Consider the following 13,595-nt stretch of genomic DNA (forward strand, 5'->3'; position numbering starts at 1 on the left):
GGTGCCGAGGTTGAGCTGGCGCGTCGGGCCCGGCATGCCGGTGACCGTCACCCCGACGACCTCGTCGGTCAGGTCGTCGTCGACCTCGACCTCGGCCGCGGCGATGGGCTGGTCGAGCTCGACCGTGTCGTCGGTCTCGGGCTCGACCGGGGCGGCCTGGGCGGGCTTCTCGGCCTTGGCCGGCTTCTGCGCCTTCTCGGCCTTGGCGGGCTTCTCGGCCTTCTCGACCTTGGCGGCCTTCTCGACCTTGGCGGGCTTCTCGGCCTTGGCGGGCTCGTCGGCCTCACGGCTGCCGGGGACGGCGAAGATGTCGCCGCTGACCGGGGCCGGCGGACCGGCCGGACGACCTGCCGCTCGGCGGCGGGGGCGGGACGATCCCCGCACCGATCCGCCCTGCTCGGCGGCGTTCTGGGTAGGGGTCGAGTCCTCGTCGAGCATCTGCTCTCCTTCACCTCGCGCCACCCGGGGGCGGTCTGAGGAGTGTCACGGCCCGTCAGGCGGGCTCGAAGTCTGGTGCACGTCGGCCGGCTGGCCGGGGCGGCGGCCCGGGCCGTCACGATGCTGGGTCCGCCGCCGCGGTCGCTACCTGGTGGGTGCGTCGCGGTCGGAGCGGGACCCACCACGATGGTGGTCCGGCGTGCCGTCCGGTCGAACAGCGTCGGGGACGCAGGAACGACTGGGGCCAGTATCGCACAGACACCCGCAGGTCACCTGCAGGTCACCCGCGGCCGCGGCGCGTCGAGGGTCAGGCGAGGGGGTCCTGGACCGTCCCGTCGACGAGCGGCCCCTGCTCCACGCGGGTCGCGACGGGGGCGCCAGGGATCTCGGCGCCGAACTGCCGGAGCGCCTGGATCACGTCGTCGGGCCGGACGGTCGGGATCGTGCTGTGCACGACCGCGTCGACGACGTCGCCGTCGCGGACGACGACCGAGACCACGGCGGCACGGACGTCGATGTCGCGCAGACCGCGCTTGGTCATGCGCTCGACCGCGACGTCGTCGGCGGCCAGGAAGGCCATGGCCGCCTCCTCGAGACCCGTCGCGCCGGCCACCCGGACGCTCCAGAGCGAGGCCTCGAGACGGTCGGCGAAGGTGCCCTCGGGAGCTGGCACGACCGCGACGATGTCGAGACCTGGCGGCAGCGCCGCGTCGAGGCTCGCCCGCACCTGGTCGGGGTCGCACACCTGGGTCAGGCCGATCTCGAGGAACTCGGCCTCGCTCGCGGCCCCGGTGGGAGCGGCGTTGGCGTAGGAGATCTTGGGGTGCGGCGTGAACCCCGAGGAGTAGCCGATCGGCACCCGAGCCCGGCGCACGGCACGCTCCAACGCGCGCCCGAAGTCGCGGTGGCTCGTGAAGCGCAGGCGTCCCCGCTTGGCGTAGCGGACGCGCAGCTTCTGCACGATCGGCAGCTGCGGGTTGGGCGCCTCGGGGTTCGGGGTGCCTTCGAGGGTGGTGCTCACCCACCCGAGGCTACGCGAGTCGGATCCCGGGACCAGACTGGTGCGGTGACCCCCGAACCGACGCCGCTGGCGACCCGTCCTGGACGGTCCGGACCGGTCTGGCTCGTCGGAGTGGCGATCGTGCTGCTGGCCCTGAACCTGCGCAGCGCGGTCGGCAGCGTGGGCGTCGTCCTCCATCCCCTGCGCGCCGACCTCGGCATGAGCGCGACGGTCGCCGGAGTGCTGACGACCCTGCCGGTGCTGTGCTTCGCGCTGTTCGGAGCCACGACGGCCCGCGTCGTGCGGACGCTCGGCCTGGACCGCACGGCAGCCGCCCTGCTGGTCGTGGCCGGTGTGGGCCTGGCGCTGCGTCCCCTCGTCGACTCCTCCGCCGCGTTCCTGGCACTGACCGTCGTGGCGCTCGCCGGCTGTGCGATCGGCAACGTCGTGCTGCCCGCGCTGGCCAAGGAGCACTTCCCCGACCGACTCCCCCTCATCAGCTCGCTGTACGGCGCGGCGCTGATGGGTGGCGCGACGCTCGGCTCGGTCCTGACCGTCCCGATCGCCGACACGTTCGGCGACTGGCGCATCGGCCTCGGCGCCTGGGCGGTGCTGGCCTTCGCCGCCCTGATCCCCTGGCTGCCGACCGCGATCCGCGAGGGTCGTGCCGGACGGCTCGACCGACCGCGCGGACCGACGCTGCTGCGCCTCGCGCGCAGCCGGCTAGCGTGGGCCTGCGGCATCTTCTTCGGCCTGCAGTCGGCCCAGGCGTACGCGCAGTTCGGCTGGTTCCCCGCGATCCTGACCGACGCGGGGCTGGAGTCGGGCCAGGCCGGCCTGGCGCAGGGCCTGATCCCGGCGGTCGGCATCCCCGTGACCCTGCTGCTGCCGACGCTGATCCGCCGCACGGGCGACCGGCCGATCCTGCCCTGGGTCTTTGCGCTCGTGACGTCGGCCGGCTGGCTCGGGGTGTTCCTGGCGCCGACCGCCGCGCCGTGGCTGTGGGCGTCCCTGCTCGGCATCGGCGGGTGCGCCTTCACCTGGGTGCTGACGATGTTCGGTCGGCGCACCGCGACCGCCGGGGGCACGGCCGGGCTCTCGGCCTTCGCCCAGTCGGTCGGCTACCTCGTGGCGGGCCTCGGCCCGTTCGGCACCGGGCTGCTGCACGACCTCACCGGGTCGTGGGACGCGCCGGTGCTGGTGCTGATGTGCGCCGCCCTCCTGCTCGGCCCCGTCGGCATGCTCGTGGCACGCGACCGCACCCTCGAGGACGAGCTGGACTAGCGCTCCTCGCGCGCGTTGAAGCGGCCGTCGACGCGGTCGCTGAGGAAGGACAGGACGCCCGCGGCGACGCCGATCACCAGGCGCGGGCGGGAGACGCCACGCTTGACGAGGGCCGCCTCCATGCGCCGGTCCATCGCGAACGAGGACGCCATGACGCCGGCCGCCACGGCTGCTGCGGCGGAGGCCGTGGCCACCGGCGCGACCAGCTCGCGCGGCGTGAGCTGCGCCGGGACCTCCGCATCGCGCTGGAGGCCGCGCACGGCGACACCGGCTGCGACCGCCGTGCCGCCGGCAGCGACACCCGCGACGATCCGACGGGTGCGGCGCGAGGCGCGCCCGATCGGCACGGCCGAGAGGGAGCCGGCCACCACGGCGAAGACCAGGGAGGCGCGCAGGCCCCGGGGCGCCTCGGGCGCGATGAACTCGCTCACACGACGCTCAGCGGGATGAGCTTCTGGCCGGTCGGCCCCATCTGGATGTCGGTGTCCATCGAGGGGCAGACACCACCATTCCCGAAAACAGAAACAAGGTTGCGCATCATGCCCCTGAGGGTACGAGCAACGCCATGCCTGACCCGCAGACGAGCCTTCCTCCGCTCGCCATGCGAGCACCTACGCTTGCGAAGTGGACGAAGATCGCGCCGAGCCGTGGGCGGACTACTCCCGGTCTCGACTCCCCCGTGGCTACTCGCACGCCGTCCGCCGCGATGACGTCGCGCAGGTGCTCAGAACGTCCGGAGCGAATCTGGACAGCTTGTCGTTTGGATCACCGCACAGGCGAGCACGGCCTCACACGACACGTACGCCTTGAACCTCCGAAGCTCGCTACGGGGACGCGAACTCGTCTCCTCCCCCGATGGCGAAGACGTCAACGACGATGGAATCGCCGTCACCACGCCCGGACCGCTCGGAGCTCCGGAAAGCACAGTCAAGCAAGCCCCACCCGACCTCGGCGGTCGTTGCGGGGTCGACACGCCCAGCCGTCTCGATGTCGCGCCAGACGATGGCAACCCGCTTACCGACGTTCTCCCCGGCAAAGTCCTCGAAGCAATCGCTGAACGCGTCCCAGTTCCGCCCGTACCAATCAGGGAAACCGAACGCCTTCTGCAGAACCTCGTGGGCCGCCTCACTTGATTTCATAGCCGTCCCATCGATCACGATCAGACGGTAGTCGTGGCGCTTCAGGAACTCATGAACCACTGGCCAAGCACTGTCTCTCACGCGATAGAGCGGACCGCCGAGCCACGGGAGCTCGCCTCGCACCCACGGAATGTCTCGCTCCACGACAACACACTAGGCGCTCCGGGCTTATCGACACGGTCATGTCGATCCCCGCGACTCCGTGCTCATTGCGAGTATCGAACCTCAGCTCGGCCAGACAAACCGCCGGACCTTCGGCCCGGGCCGGTCCACGGGTGGCCCGACGTACGTAGGAGGCTCAAAACGTTTGAGCATGCCGGGCGCGTAAGGGTGCTGGGTGCCGTCCTCGTCCACAACGAAAACCGTCACGGTGATGTTGGCTCGGCGGGCCACTCGCGGAAGCCTCAGACTCTCGATCTCTTCCATCAGCATGGACTTGCGAGGTCGACGCCCTGAGTGGTCGACCACATTCGCCTGATTGGCCTCGTTGTAAGCATCTAGGACGGTGCGCGCGATCCGCCCCCTGACACCTACGTCGTAACCGTTGAGCTTGGCCCAACGCCGGACCTGAGCGTACGGCGATGAGTTCGCGCTGGGCTCAGTCACGAGTCGAGCCGGCATCGTTGAGTCGGTCCACCCGCTCATCGTGCAAGTTTGAATCGCGCCGGTCCATCGGGCCGGCCTTTCGGGTTTTCCAGCGATTCAAAGTCTCATTTGCACAGCGTTCTGGTCATCTTGACCGACAGCGACATCGCCGCAGGTCAGCTACCTACACCACAGAAAGCGGTAGCAACTTTTGGCCGGTGGGGCCCACTTGTATGGAAACGTCGAGGTCAGGGCAGACGCCGCAGTCGAAGCACGGGGTCCAGCGGCAGTCCTCGACCTCGACCGGATCGGGGTCGAGCGCGTCCTGCCAGTCCTCCCAGAGCCAGTCCTTGTCGAGGCCCGAGTCGAGGTGGTCCCACGGCAGGATCTCGTCGGCGCCACGCTCGCGGGTCGTGTACCAGGCGAGGTCGACGGGCGTGTCGGCCAGCGCCTCGCCCGCCATGCGCTCCCAGCGCTCGTAGGAGAAGTGCTCGCTCCAGCCGTCGAACCGGCCGCCGTCGCGCCACACCGCCTCGATGATCCGGCCGACGCGACGGTCGCCGCGCGACAGGAGTCCCTCGACGATGCCGGGCTTGCCGTCGTGGTACCGGAAGCCGATCGCCTTGCCGTACTTCTTGTCCGACTGCACCGAGGCGCGCAGCTTCCGCAGGCGCTCGTCGGTGGTCTCGTGGTCGAGCTGCGCCGCCCACTGGAACGGCGTGTGAGGCTTGGGCACGAAGCCACCGATCGAGACGGTGCAGCGGATGTCGCGACGGCCGGAGGCCTCGCGGCCCGTGTCGATGACCCGCTTGGCGAGCTCACCGATCTGCAGGACGTCCTCGTCGGTCTCGGTGGGCAGGCCGCACATGAAGTAGAGCTTCACCTGGCGCCAGCCGTGCGAGTACGCCGCGGCGACGGTGCGGATCAGGTCGTCCTCGCTGACCATCTTGTTGATGACCTTGCGCAGCCGCTCGCTGCCACCCTCCGGCGCGAAGGTCAGGCCGGAGCGGCGACCGCCGCGGCTGAACTCGTTGGCGAGCGTGATGTTGAAGGCGTCGACGCGGGTCGAGGGCAGCGAGAGCGAGGTGTTGGTGCCCTCGTAGCGGTCGGCCAGCTGCGTGGCGAGCTCGCCGATCTCGGAGTGGTCGGCGCTCGACAGGCTCAGCAGGCCGACCTCGTCCAGGCCCGACTGCTCGAGGCCGTTGGCGACCATCTCACCGATGCCCTGCAGCGACCGCTCGCGCACCGGGCGCGTGATCATGCCGGCCTGGCAGAAGCGGCAGCCGCGGGTGCAGCCGCGGAAGATCTCGACGCTGTAGCGCTCGTGGACCGTCTCGGCCAGCGGCACGAGCGGGGTCTTCGGGTACGGCCACGCGTCGAGGTCCATCAGCGTGTGCTTCGCGACGCGTTCGGGGGCGGACGGCTCGGTGACGACGATGGCCTCGATGAAGCCCTCGGCGTCGTAGTCGACCTCGTAGAACTGCGGGACGTAGATGCCACCAGTCGCGGCGAGGCGACGCAGGATCTCGTGGCGTCCGCCCGGGGAGCCCTCCTCGCGGAACTCGCGGACGATGTCGCTGATCTTCAGCACGATCTCCTCGCCGTCACCGAGGACGGCGGCGTCGATGAAGTCGGCGACGGGCTCGGGGTTGAACGAGGCGTGGCCGCCGACCAGGACGATCGGGTCGTCGTCGCCGCGGTCCTTCGCGTGCAGCGGGACGCCCGCGAGGTCGAGGGCCGTGAGCAGGTTGGTGTAGCCGAGCTCGGTCGAGAACGAGACCCCGAGCAGGTCGAAGGCCTTGAGCGGGCGGTGCGCGTCGACCGTGAACTGCGGGATGTCGTGCTCGCGCATGACCTTCTCCATGTCGGGGAAGACCGCGTAGGTGCGCTCGGCGAGGATCCAGTCGCGCTCGTTGAGGATCTCGTAGAGGATCTGGACGCCCTGGTTGGGCAGGCCCACCTCGTAGGCGTCGGGGTACATCAGCGCCCACCGGACCGTGACGGAGTCCCACTCCTTGACGGTCGCGTTGAGCTCGCCGCCGACGTACTGGATCGGCTTGCTGACCTGCGGCAGCAGTGGCTCCAGGCGGGGGAAGATCGACTCGACGGACATGGGTTCCAGCCTAACGCCGTGCGCGAGCCCGACTGACACTGTCTAGAGTCGTGCGCATGGGCCTGTTCACGAAGAAGCCCCGGCCGCTCACGGTCCGGTACGAGGCGAAGTCCACCGACGGCGGGCTCGACCAGGTCCTCACGATGACCAACAGCACCGAGCACGACCTCGTTCCGGTGCTGCGGTTCCGGCCCCTGGACTTCTACGGGCGCGAGCTGCCGCTGGTCCAGGTGACGTCGCTGCAGGGGCTGACCCGCGGCCAGGTCGTGGTGCCGTCGAACTCGGCCACGCGCGACGTCCTGCGCTTCGAGGGTCCCGGTTGCCGCTCGGTGCGGTTCGTCGACACCGAGGTCGTCGACCTGGCCGAGATCGAGGTCACGGGGCTCGAGACCCAGCCCACGACCGTCATGGTCGACCTGAACAAGAAGGCCACCGCCAACGCGGAGGACTTCTGGGGCGTCGGCGTGGCCAACGCCAACGAGGCCGAGATGCGGGTTCGCGTCACGCTGATCCAGCTCGAGCCGGAGCACACCGAGAAGAACCTCAAGGACTCGCCGCGGCAGGCCCTCGACTGGGTCAGCCTCGAGGGCGACGTCGTCCTCGGCGCGAAGGACCACGACGTCGTGTGGCTCCCCGAGGACGTCCGCGGGAAGTACCACGGCGTGCTCGGCTCCGTCGCCGCTCCCCCGCTCGACTGACCGCCGCGCTGGTCAGCCCTCGGGCAACAGCTCCGTCACGTCGGCGACCTGCGCATCGAGGACTCTGACGACGTCGGCCGCGTCGACCGTCGCGGCCACGCCGTGCCCACCGGCGCCGAGCGAGATCGTGCCGACGACCCGGGAGTCCGCCACGACGGGCCACGCGGTCGTCGAGCCGAAGGGCGTGATCGTGCCGCGCTCGTAGCCGGTCGCCGCGAGGGCGACGTCGGCCGACGGCATCGACAGGCGCGAGACGCCCAGCAGCTCGCGCAGCCTCGGCCAGGAGATCTGCCGGTCTCCCGGCACGAGGACGAGCAGGAAGTCGTCGTCGGCCCGCCGCACGACGAGCGTCTTCACGATCTGCGACGGGCTGATCCCCCGCGCCTCGGCGGCCTCGGCGAGCGAGCGCACCGGTCCGTGCCGCGTGATCTCGTACGCGATGCCCGACGCCTCCAGGGCGGCCCGCGCCCGCTCCTCGCTCATGCCCCGACCCTACGAGCACCAGGAGCGATGAGGTTCGCCCGCAGACCGCCAGATGTGGTCACTCCGGCCCCGGAATCGTCGTGAAACCGGGGCCGGAGTGACCACATCTGGTAGGAGGCGGTGGGGTCAGCGGCGCGGCTCCCAGCGGAAGTACTGGGCGGCCAGGGCCACCGCGACGACGACCCAGGCGGCAGTCGGGGCGAGCAGCATCAGCGAGTCACCGACCGCTGCGCCGCCGTTCCAGGCGTCGGTCATGAGCTCGGTCGCCGAGCCGCCCGGCAGCAGACGCTTGAGCAGCGTCAGCTCCTCGGTGCCCGTGATGCCGACCCAGCTGGCCACGGCGATCGTGCCGAGGCTGACCGGCAGGGTCGTGACCTGGGCGTGCTCGGGCGAGTTGGTGAACCCGGCGGTCGCCAGGCCGAGGCCCAGCATCATCGCCAGCGTGCCGACCACGCCGGCGGCCAGGAGGCCCACGTTCGCGGGCGTCTCGGCGATCGAGGAGAACACCGCGAGGATGCCGACGATCTGGACGACGGCGATCACCGCCGCCGGGACGACGAGGCCCGCGAGGATGCTGCCGTCACCGGCCGCGGTCGACCGGAGTCGCTTCAGGAAGAGGTTCTGGCGGCGCGACGCGAGCGTCGTGACCGTCGTCGTGTAGAGGCCGAACGCCCCGACCGTGAACACGATGATCGCAGCGATGTAGCCCAGGCTCGCCAGGTCGGCGAACGTCTCGTGCTGGTAGACGAAGTAGGCGCTCACTGCGATCGGCATGACGAAGCTCGTGACGAGCACCGCGCGGTTGCGGAAGATCTGGATCAGCTCGGAGTAGGCGATGGACAGCATGGGACGGGGTCCTTTCGAGGAGGTGCGAGGGGCGGGGCGCGCTGCGACGGCGGCGCTCACGCGGGATCAGCGCCGATCGCGCGGAAGACGTCGTCCAGGCTCGTGGGCCCGGCGTGCAGGTCGGCGAGCTCGAGCCCCTGCTGGTGCGCCCAGTCCAGGAGCACCCGCAGGTCGAACTGCAGCTGGAACGTCTCGACCGTGAACGCACCGGCGGAGGCAGCAGCCGCAGGGATCGGGGGCGGCGGCGAGCCCGCCGGGAGCCGGAAGCCGATGACCGCCGGCAGGGTCTGCGTCAGCTCCGCGACCGTGCCCTCGCGGTGGAAGGTGCCCCGGTGCATCAGCCCGATGCGATCGGCCCGCTGCTGCGCCTCCTCCAGGTAGTGCGTCGTGAGCACGATCGTCGACCCGTCCTCGCGGAGGCGGTCGACGGCCCTCCAGAGGTCGTCGCGCGAGGAGATGTCGAGACCGGTCGTCGGCTCGTCGAGGAAGATCAGCTCCGGGCCGCCGTAGACGGCGGTCGCGAAGTCGAGGCGACGCTTCTCGCCGCCGGACAGCTGCGAGACGCGGGTCGTGGCCTTGCGCTTCAGGTCGACGACGTCGATGACGCGGTCCACGTCGTCGACGCGGCGGCTGAGGCCGCCGATCAGACCCACCGTCTCTCGCACGGTGAGGTCGGGCGAGAAGCCGCTCTCCTGGAGCATGATGCCCATGCGTGAGCGGACGGCGCCGCGATCGCTGGGGCTGTGGCCGAGGACCGACACGGTGCCGGAGGTGGCCTTGCGGTGACCCTCGATGATCTCGAGCGTCGAGGTCTTGCCGGCCCCGTTCGTGCCGAGGAGGGCGTAGAGCTCGCCCTGCCCGACCCGGAAGGACAGGTCCTTGACGGCGTGGAAGTCGCCGTACGCGAGGTTGAGCTGGTGGACGTCGATGACGGGTGTGGTGGACATGACTCCATCCCAGCCGGATCCGACCCCGCGCAGCAGTGGCCGCACGTCACGACCTGACCATGACGCAGCGTCACTGGTGGCCGCGTGGCGGAGCCCGAATACTGGGAGCATGGTCGACCCCGCCCGCCCCGTCCGGCTCACCCCCGGGACGAAGGCTCCGGTCGACGACGTGCGGGCCCAGGCGCGGCTGCGCTCCCTGAACCTGACGATGCTCCTGCCGTTCATCGCGGCCGCGGGGGTGCTCTCGATCGGGCTCGACGCCCGGGGGCCGGTCGACGTCGTGGTGCTGGCGGCCGGGGTCCTCGCCGGGCTCGCCGCGTTCGTCCGCTGGATCAGCAACCGCCTCACGACCCGCCTGGCGATCCCGCTGGTGATGGTCGCGGCGGGCGTCTGGGCCTACGGCGCCCTGGTCGCCGACGCCGGCAGCGCGATCTTCGGGTTCACCCTCGTGGCGTCGCACGTCATCCCGCGCCTGCCTCGCCACCACCTCGCGGTCGCGGTCTCGGCGGTCACCTACGTGCTCGCGATCGGCGTGCTGCGTCTCCTGCTCGCGGACGATCTCCAGCGGGCCGACCTCGTCACCTTCGTGCTGTTCCCAGCCGGCATCACCGCCGGAGTCATCGGACTCATGTTCCCCAACCAGCGCTTCTACGACGTCGTCGCCGACCTGGAGTGGGCGCTCGACCGCGAGGCCGAGCTCGCGGTGACCCGTGAGCGGATCCGCTTCGCCAGCGACCTGCACGACATCCAGGGCCACACGCTCCACGTCGTGAAGCTCAAGATCGCCCTCGCGCAGCGTCTCGTGCACACCGACCCGGCCCGGGCCGAGCAGGAGCTGCGCGAGATGCACGAGCTCGTCGGCGACACCATCACGCAGACCAAGGAGCTCGCCCACGCGCAGCGCCGCCTCAACCTCACCGCAGAGCTGGAGAACGCGAAGAATCTCTTCGAGGCGGCGGGCATCACGGTGCGCGTCGAACGGGGCTCCGAGCCCGACCCGCGCGTCAACGAGCTGCTGGGCCAGGTGCTCCGCGAGACGACGACCAACGTCCTGCGCCACGCGCGGGCCGCCCTGGTGCAGATCACGCTGAGCGAGGACGGCATCTCGATCGTCAACGACGGTGCCGCCGGCACGGGACCGCCCGAGCTCAGTGGTCTCGGCACGCTCAAGCACCGCGTCGCCGACGCCGGTGGCGAGCTCACCGTCGGCGTGGAGCTCGGCCGGTTCTCGACCGTCGCCCGGTTCCCCGCGGCGACGGGGGCGAGCGGATGACGACCATCGTGCTCGCCGACGACGAGGTGCTGCTGCGGAAGGCGCTCGCCTCCCTCCTGCCGATGGAGGGTGACGTCACGGTCCTCGCCGAGGCGGTCGACGGCGCCGACGCGGTCCGCGCGACCCTCGAGCACCGGCCCGACGTGCTCGTGATCGACCTCGAGATGCCGAACGTCGACGGACTCGGTGCCGTCGAGCAGCTCCGCCAGGAGCTCCCCGACCAGGTCGTGCTGATGCTGACGCGTCACGCGCGCCCCGGCGTGCTGCGGAAGGCGCTCGCGCTCGGCGTGCAGGGCTTCGTCAGCAAGTCGGCCGAGCCGTCGCACATCGCGTCGGTCGTCGCCGCGCTGCACCGCGGTCAGCGCTGGATCGACCCCGAGGTCTCAGCCGCGGCCGTGATGGACGACTGCCCGCTCACCGACCGAGAGCTCGACGTGCTGCGGGTGACGCGCGACGGCTACTCCGTCGCCGAGATCGCCGCCCAGCTGCACCTCGCGGAGGGCACGGTGCGGAACTACCTCTCGAACGCGATGCAGAAGACGCAGACCAGCACCCGCCACGCCGCAGCCCGGTACGCCCGCGAGCACGACTGGCTCTAGGGACGCACCGCCGTGCGACGGGTCCGGGTCAGAGGGAGGGGAACCAGAGCGCGATCTCGCGCGCCGAGGACTCCTCGGAGTCGGAGGCGTGCACGAGGTTCTCGCGGTTCGACAGCGAGAGGTCGCCACGGATGGTGCCCGGATCGGCGGCCCGTCCGTCGGTCTTGCCGTTGAGCAGGCGCACGACGGCGATCGCCTCGTCGCCCTCCAGCACGAGCGACACCAGCGGGCCGGAGACCGCGAACTCACGCAGCGGCGGGTACCACGGCTGCTCGACGTGCTCGGCGTAGTGGGCGTCCGCCATCTCGGCGTCGATCGCGCGGTGCTCCAGGGCGACGATGGTCAGGCCCTTGGCCTCGAAGCGGCCGAGGATCTCCCCGACCAGGCCACGGCGGACGGCGTCGGGCTTGATCAGCACGAGGGTGCGTTGCGTCATGCTCGTAACGTATCGCCCATGTCCGGAAGCCTTCTCAGCGACCAGACGCCCTGGTGGCGTGACGCCGTGATCTACCAGGTCTACCCCCGCTCGTGGGCGGACGCCGGCGGCGACGGGATCGGCGACCTGCCAGGGATCACCGCCCGCCTGCCCCACCTCGCGGCCCTCGGGGTCGATGCCGTGTGGCTGTCGCCGTTCTACGCGTCCCCGCAGCACGACGCGGGCTACGACGTCGCCGACTTCCGTGAGGTCGACCCGCTCTTCGGCGACCTCGCCGACGCCGACGCGCTCATCGCCCGGGCGCACGAGCTCGGGCTGCGGGTCGTCGTCGACGTCGTGCCGAACCACACGTCGAACGCGCACGTGTGGTTCCAGGCGGCGCTCGCGTCGCCGCCCGGCAGCCCCGAACGTGCCCGGTACCTCTTCCGCGACGGTCACGGCGAGCACGGCGACCAGCCGCCGAACAACTGGCAGAGCATGTTCGGCGGACCTGCCTGGACCCGCATCGCCGAGGCGGACGGGACGCCTGGCCAGTGGTACCTGCACCTGTTCGACACGACTCAGCCCGACCTCGACTGGACCAACCCCGAGGTGCACGCCGAGCTGGAGTCCGTGCTGCGGTTCTGGCTCGACCGCGGCGTCGACGGCTTCCGCATCGACGTCGCGCACGGACTGGTCAAGGCTGACGGCCTGCCCGACGGTCCCGAGGAGTTCGACGCCACGGTGCAGGCCACCGCGCTGCAGCCGCAGTTCGACCAGCCGGGGGTGCACGAGATCTACCGGCACTGGCGGCGGGTCGTCGAGGAGTACGGCGTCGAGGGCGAGGACCGCGACCGGATCCTCTGCGCCGAGGCCTGGGTCCTGCCGCTGGAGTCGCTCGCGCAGTACGTGCGGCCCGACGAGCTGCACCAGTCCTTCAACTTCTCCTTCCTCATGACGCCGTGGCTCGCCGACGACCTGCGGCGCTCGATCGACGAGGGCCTCGCGAGCGTCGCCGAGGTCGGGGCACCGCAGACGTGGGTCCTGTCGAACCACGACGTCGTGCGCCACGCGACCCGGCTGGGGTACCCGCAGGTGCCGGGGCACGTGCGCATCGCGGGCATCGGGGCCGACGACCCGCAGCCCGACGCGGAGCTGGGCCTGCGTCGAGCGCGGGCAGCCACCGCGCTGATGCTCGCGCTGCCCGGCTCGGCCTACCTGTACCAGGGCGAGGAGCTCGGTCTGCCCGAGGCGACCGAGCTGCCGGACGACGCCCGGCAGGACCCCACCTGGCAGCGGTCCGGGCGCACCTCACGCGGCCGCGACGGCTGCCGCGTTCCGGTGCCGTGGGAGGCCGACCGGCCGTCGTACGGGTTCGGTCCGAGCGAGGCCACCTGGCTCCCCCAGCCCGCGTCCTACCGCGCCCTCGCGGTCGACCAGCAGGAGGGCGTGGACGGCTCGACCCTCGAGCTCTACCGGGCCCTGCTGCACGCGCGGCGCCGGCTCGGGCTCGGCCGCGGCACGCTCGCCTGGGCCGACGACTTCGGACCGGACGTCCTGGCGTTCGAGGTCGTCGGGGAGGCGTCGCGGACCGTCGTCATGGCCAACCTCGGAGCCGATCCGGTGCCCCTGCCAGCGGACGTGGAGGTCGTCGTGGCGTCGGGCCCCCTGTCCGCAGACGGCGCGCTGCCGACCGACACGACGGCGTGGTTCCTGAGCGGCTCCTGACCTCCGCGCGGCCGCCCGTCGGCCCCTGACCTGCACCGATGACCGCG

At 71.2% G+C, this 13,595-nt stretch carries 14 protein-coding genes and 1 pseudogene; 5 read left to right on the forward strand and 10 right to left on the reverse strand.

The genetic code is table 11. From position 1 onward, the window contains the following. Together ABD127_RS08600 and ABD127_RS08605 are read right to left on the reverse strand one after the other, a co-directional pair. Positions 1-438: pseudogene (locus tag ABD127_RS08600) on the reverse strand (hypothetical protein); the annotation flags it as partial. A gap of 307 nt (positions 439-745) precedes the next feature. Further along, complete coding sequence (locus ABD127_RS08605; RefSeq protein ID WP_344200013.1) at positions 746-1,459, reverse strand: TIGR03936 family radical SAM-associated protein; 714 nt, start codon at positions 1,457-1,459, stop codon at positions 746-748. 45 nt (positions 1,460-1,504) lie between these two features. On the opposite strand from ABD127_RS08605, the gene ABD127_RS08610 reads away from it, so the two are divergent. Further along, positions 1,505-2,722, forward strand: a complete 1,218-nt coding sequence (locus ABD127_RS08610; protein WP_344200016.1) for an MFS transporter — start codon at positions 1,505-1,507, stop codon at positions 2,720-2,722. On the opposite strand, the gene ABD127_RS08615 is transcribed toward ABD127_RS08610, so the two are convergent. From ABD127_RS08615 to ABD127_RS08630, 4 genes are all read right to left on the reverse strand, one after another. Then, on the reverse strand, positions 2,719-3,153 hold the full coding sequence (locus ABD127_RS08615) for a hypothetical protein (protein WP_344200018.1): 435 nt from the start codon (positions 3,151-3,153) through the stop codon (positions 2,719-2,721). The genes ABD127_RS08610 and ABD127_RS08615 overlap by 4 nt on opposite strands. A gap of 393 nt (positions 3,154-3,546) precedes the next feature. Further along, the gene (locus ABD127_RS08620) at positions 3,547-4,005 is read right to left on the reverse strand and encodes a barstar family protein (protein ID WP_344200021.1); all 459 of its coding nucleotides are present in this window, start codon (positions 4,003-4,005) and stop codon (positions 3,547-3,549) included. Between the two features lie 81 nt (positions 4,006-4,086). Next, positions 4,087-4,467 carry an Lsr2 family DNA-binding protein gene (locus tag ABD127_RS08625; protein ID WP_344200024.1) on the reverse strand — a complete coding sequence of 127 codons (381 nt, stop codon included), beginning with the start codon at positions 4,465-4,467 and terminating at the stop codon, positions 4,087-4,089. A gap of 163 nt (positions 4,468-4,630) precedes the next feature. Beyond that, the gene (locus ABD127_RS08630) at positions 4,631-6,559 is read right to left on the reverse strand and encodes a TIGR03960 family B12-binding radical SAM protein (RefSeq protein WP_344200026.1); all 1,929 of its coding nucleotides are present in this window, start codon (positions 6,557-6,559) and stop codon (positions 4,631-4,633) included. A 56-nt stretch (positions 6,560-6,615) separates the two neighbouring features. Here ABD127_RS08630 and ABD127_RS08635 point away from each other — a divergent pair, with 56 nt between their 5' ends. After that, complete coding sequence (locus tag ABD127_RS08635) at positions 6,616-7,257, forward strand: hypothetical protein (RefSeq protein ID WP_344200029.1); 642 nt, start codon at positions 6,616-6,618, stop codon at positions 7,255-7,257. Between the two features lie 12 nt (positions 7,258-7,269). On the opposite strand, the gene ABD127_RS08640 is transcribed toward ABD127_RS08635, so the two are convergent. The 3 genes from ABD127_RS08640 to ABD127_RS08650 all read right to left on the reverse strand — a co-directional run bounded on the left by ABD127_RS08640 (position 7,270) and on the right by ABD127_RS08650 (position 9,533). Further along, a complete protein-coding gene (locus ABD127_RS08640) occupies positions 7,270-7,740 on the reverse strand; it encodes an aminoacyl-tRNA deacylase (protein WP_344200032.1) in 471 nt (156 codons plus the stop codon). 126 nt (positions 7,741-7,866) lie between these two features. Beyond that, a complete protein-coding gene (locus ABD127_RS08645) occupies positions 7,867-8,586 on the reverse strand; it encodes an ABC transporter permease (protein ID WP_344200036.1) in 720 nt (239 codons plus the stop codon). Between the two features lie 56 nt (positions 8,587-8,642). Then, positions 8,643-9,533, reverse strand: coding sequence for an ABC transporter ATP-binding protein (locus tag ABD127_RS08650; RefSeq protein WP_344200038.1), 891 nt, complete (start codon positions 9,531-9,533; stop codon positions 8,643-8,645). A gap of 109 nt (positions 9,534-9,642) precedes the next feature. Here ABD127_RS08650 and ABD127_RS08655 point away from each other — a divergent pair, with 109 nt between their 5' ends. Both ABD127_RS08655 and ABD127_RS08660 read left to right on the forward strand, forming a co-directional pair. Beyond that, positions 9,643-10,806, forward strand: coding sequence for a sensor histidine kinase (locus ABD127_RS08655; protein ID WP_344200041.1), 1,164 nt, complete (start codon positions 9,643-9,645; stop codon positions 10,804-10,806). Beyond that, positions 10,803-11,405 (forward strand): response regulator transcription factor, encoded by a 603-nt coding sequence (locus ABD127_RS08660; RefSeq protein WP_344200044.1) that lies wholly within the window; start codon positions 10,803-10,805, stop codon positions 11,403-11,405. The genes ABD127_RS08655 and ABD127_RS08660 overlap by 4 nt, the downstream gene beginning before the upstream one ends. Positions 11,406-11,433: 28 nt before the next feature. On the opposite strand, the gene ndk is transcribed toward ABD127_RS08660, so the two are convergent. Next, the gene (gene ndk, locus ABD127_RS08665; protein WP_344200047.1) at positions 11,434-11,841 is read right to left on the reverse strand and encodes a nucleoside-diphosphate kinase; all 408 of its coding nucleotides are present in this window, start codon (positions 11,839-11,841) and stop codon (positions 11,434-11,436) included. An 18-nt stretch (positions 11,842-11,859) separates the two neighbouring features. On the opposite strand from ndk, the gene ABD127_RS08670 reads away from it, so the two are divergent. Next, the gene (locus ABD127_RS08670; protein WP_344200050.1) at positions 11,860-13,548 is read left to right on the forward strand and encodes a glycoside hydrolase family 13 protein; all 1,689 of its coding nucleotides are present in this window, start codon (positions 11,860-11,862) and stop codon (positions 13,546-13,548) included. Positions 13,549-13,595: the final 47 nt, after the last annotated feature.

Source organism: Aeromicrobium alkaliterrae, from assembly GCF_039529015.1.
GTDB classification, from domain to species: domain Bacteria; phylum Actinomycetota; class Actinomycetes; order Propionibacteriales; family Nocardioidaceae; genus Aeromicrobium; species Aeromicrobium alkaliterrae.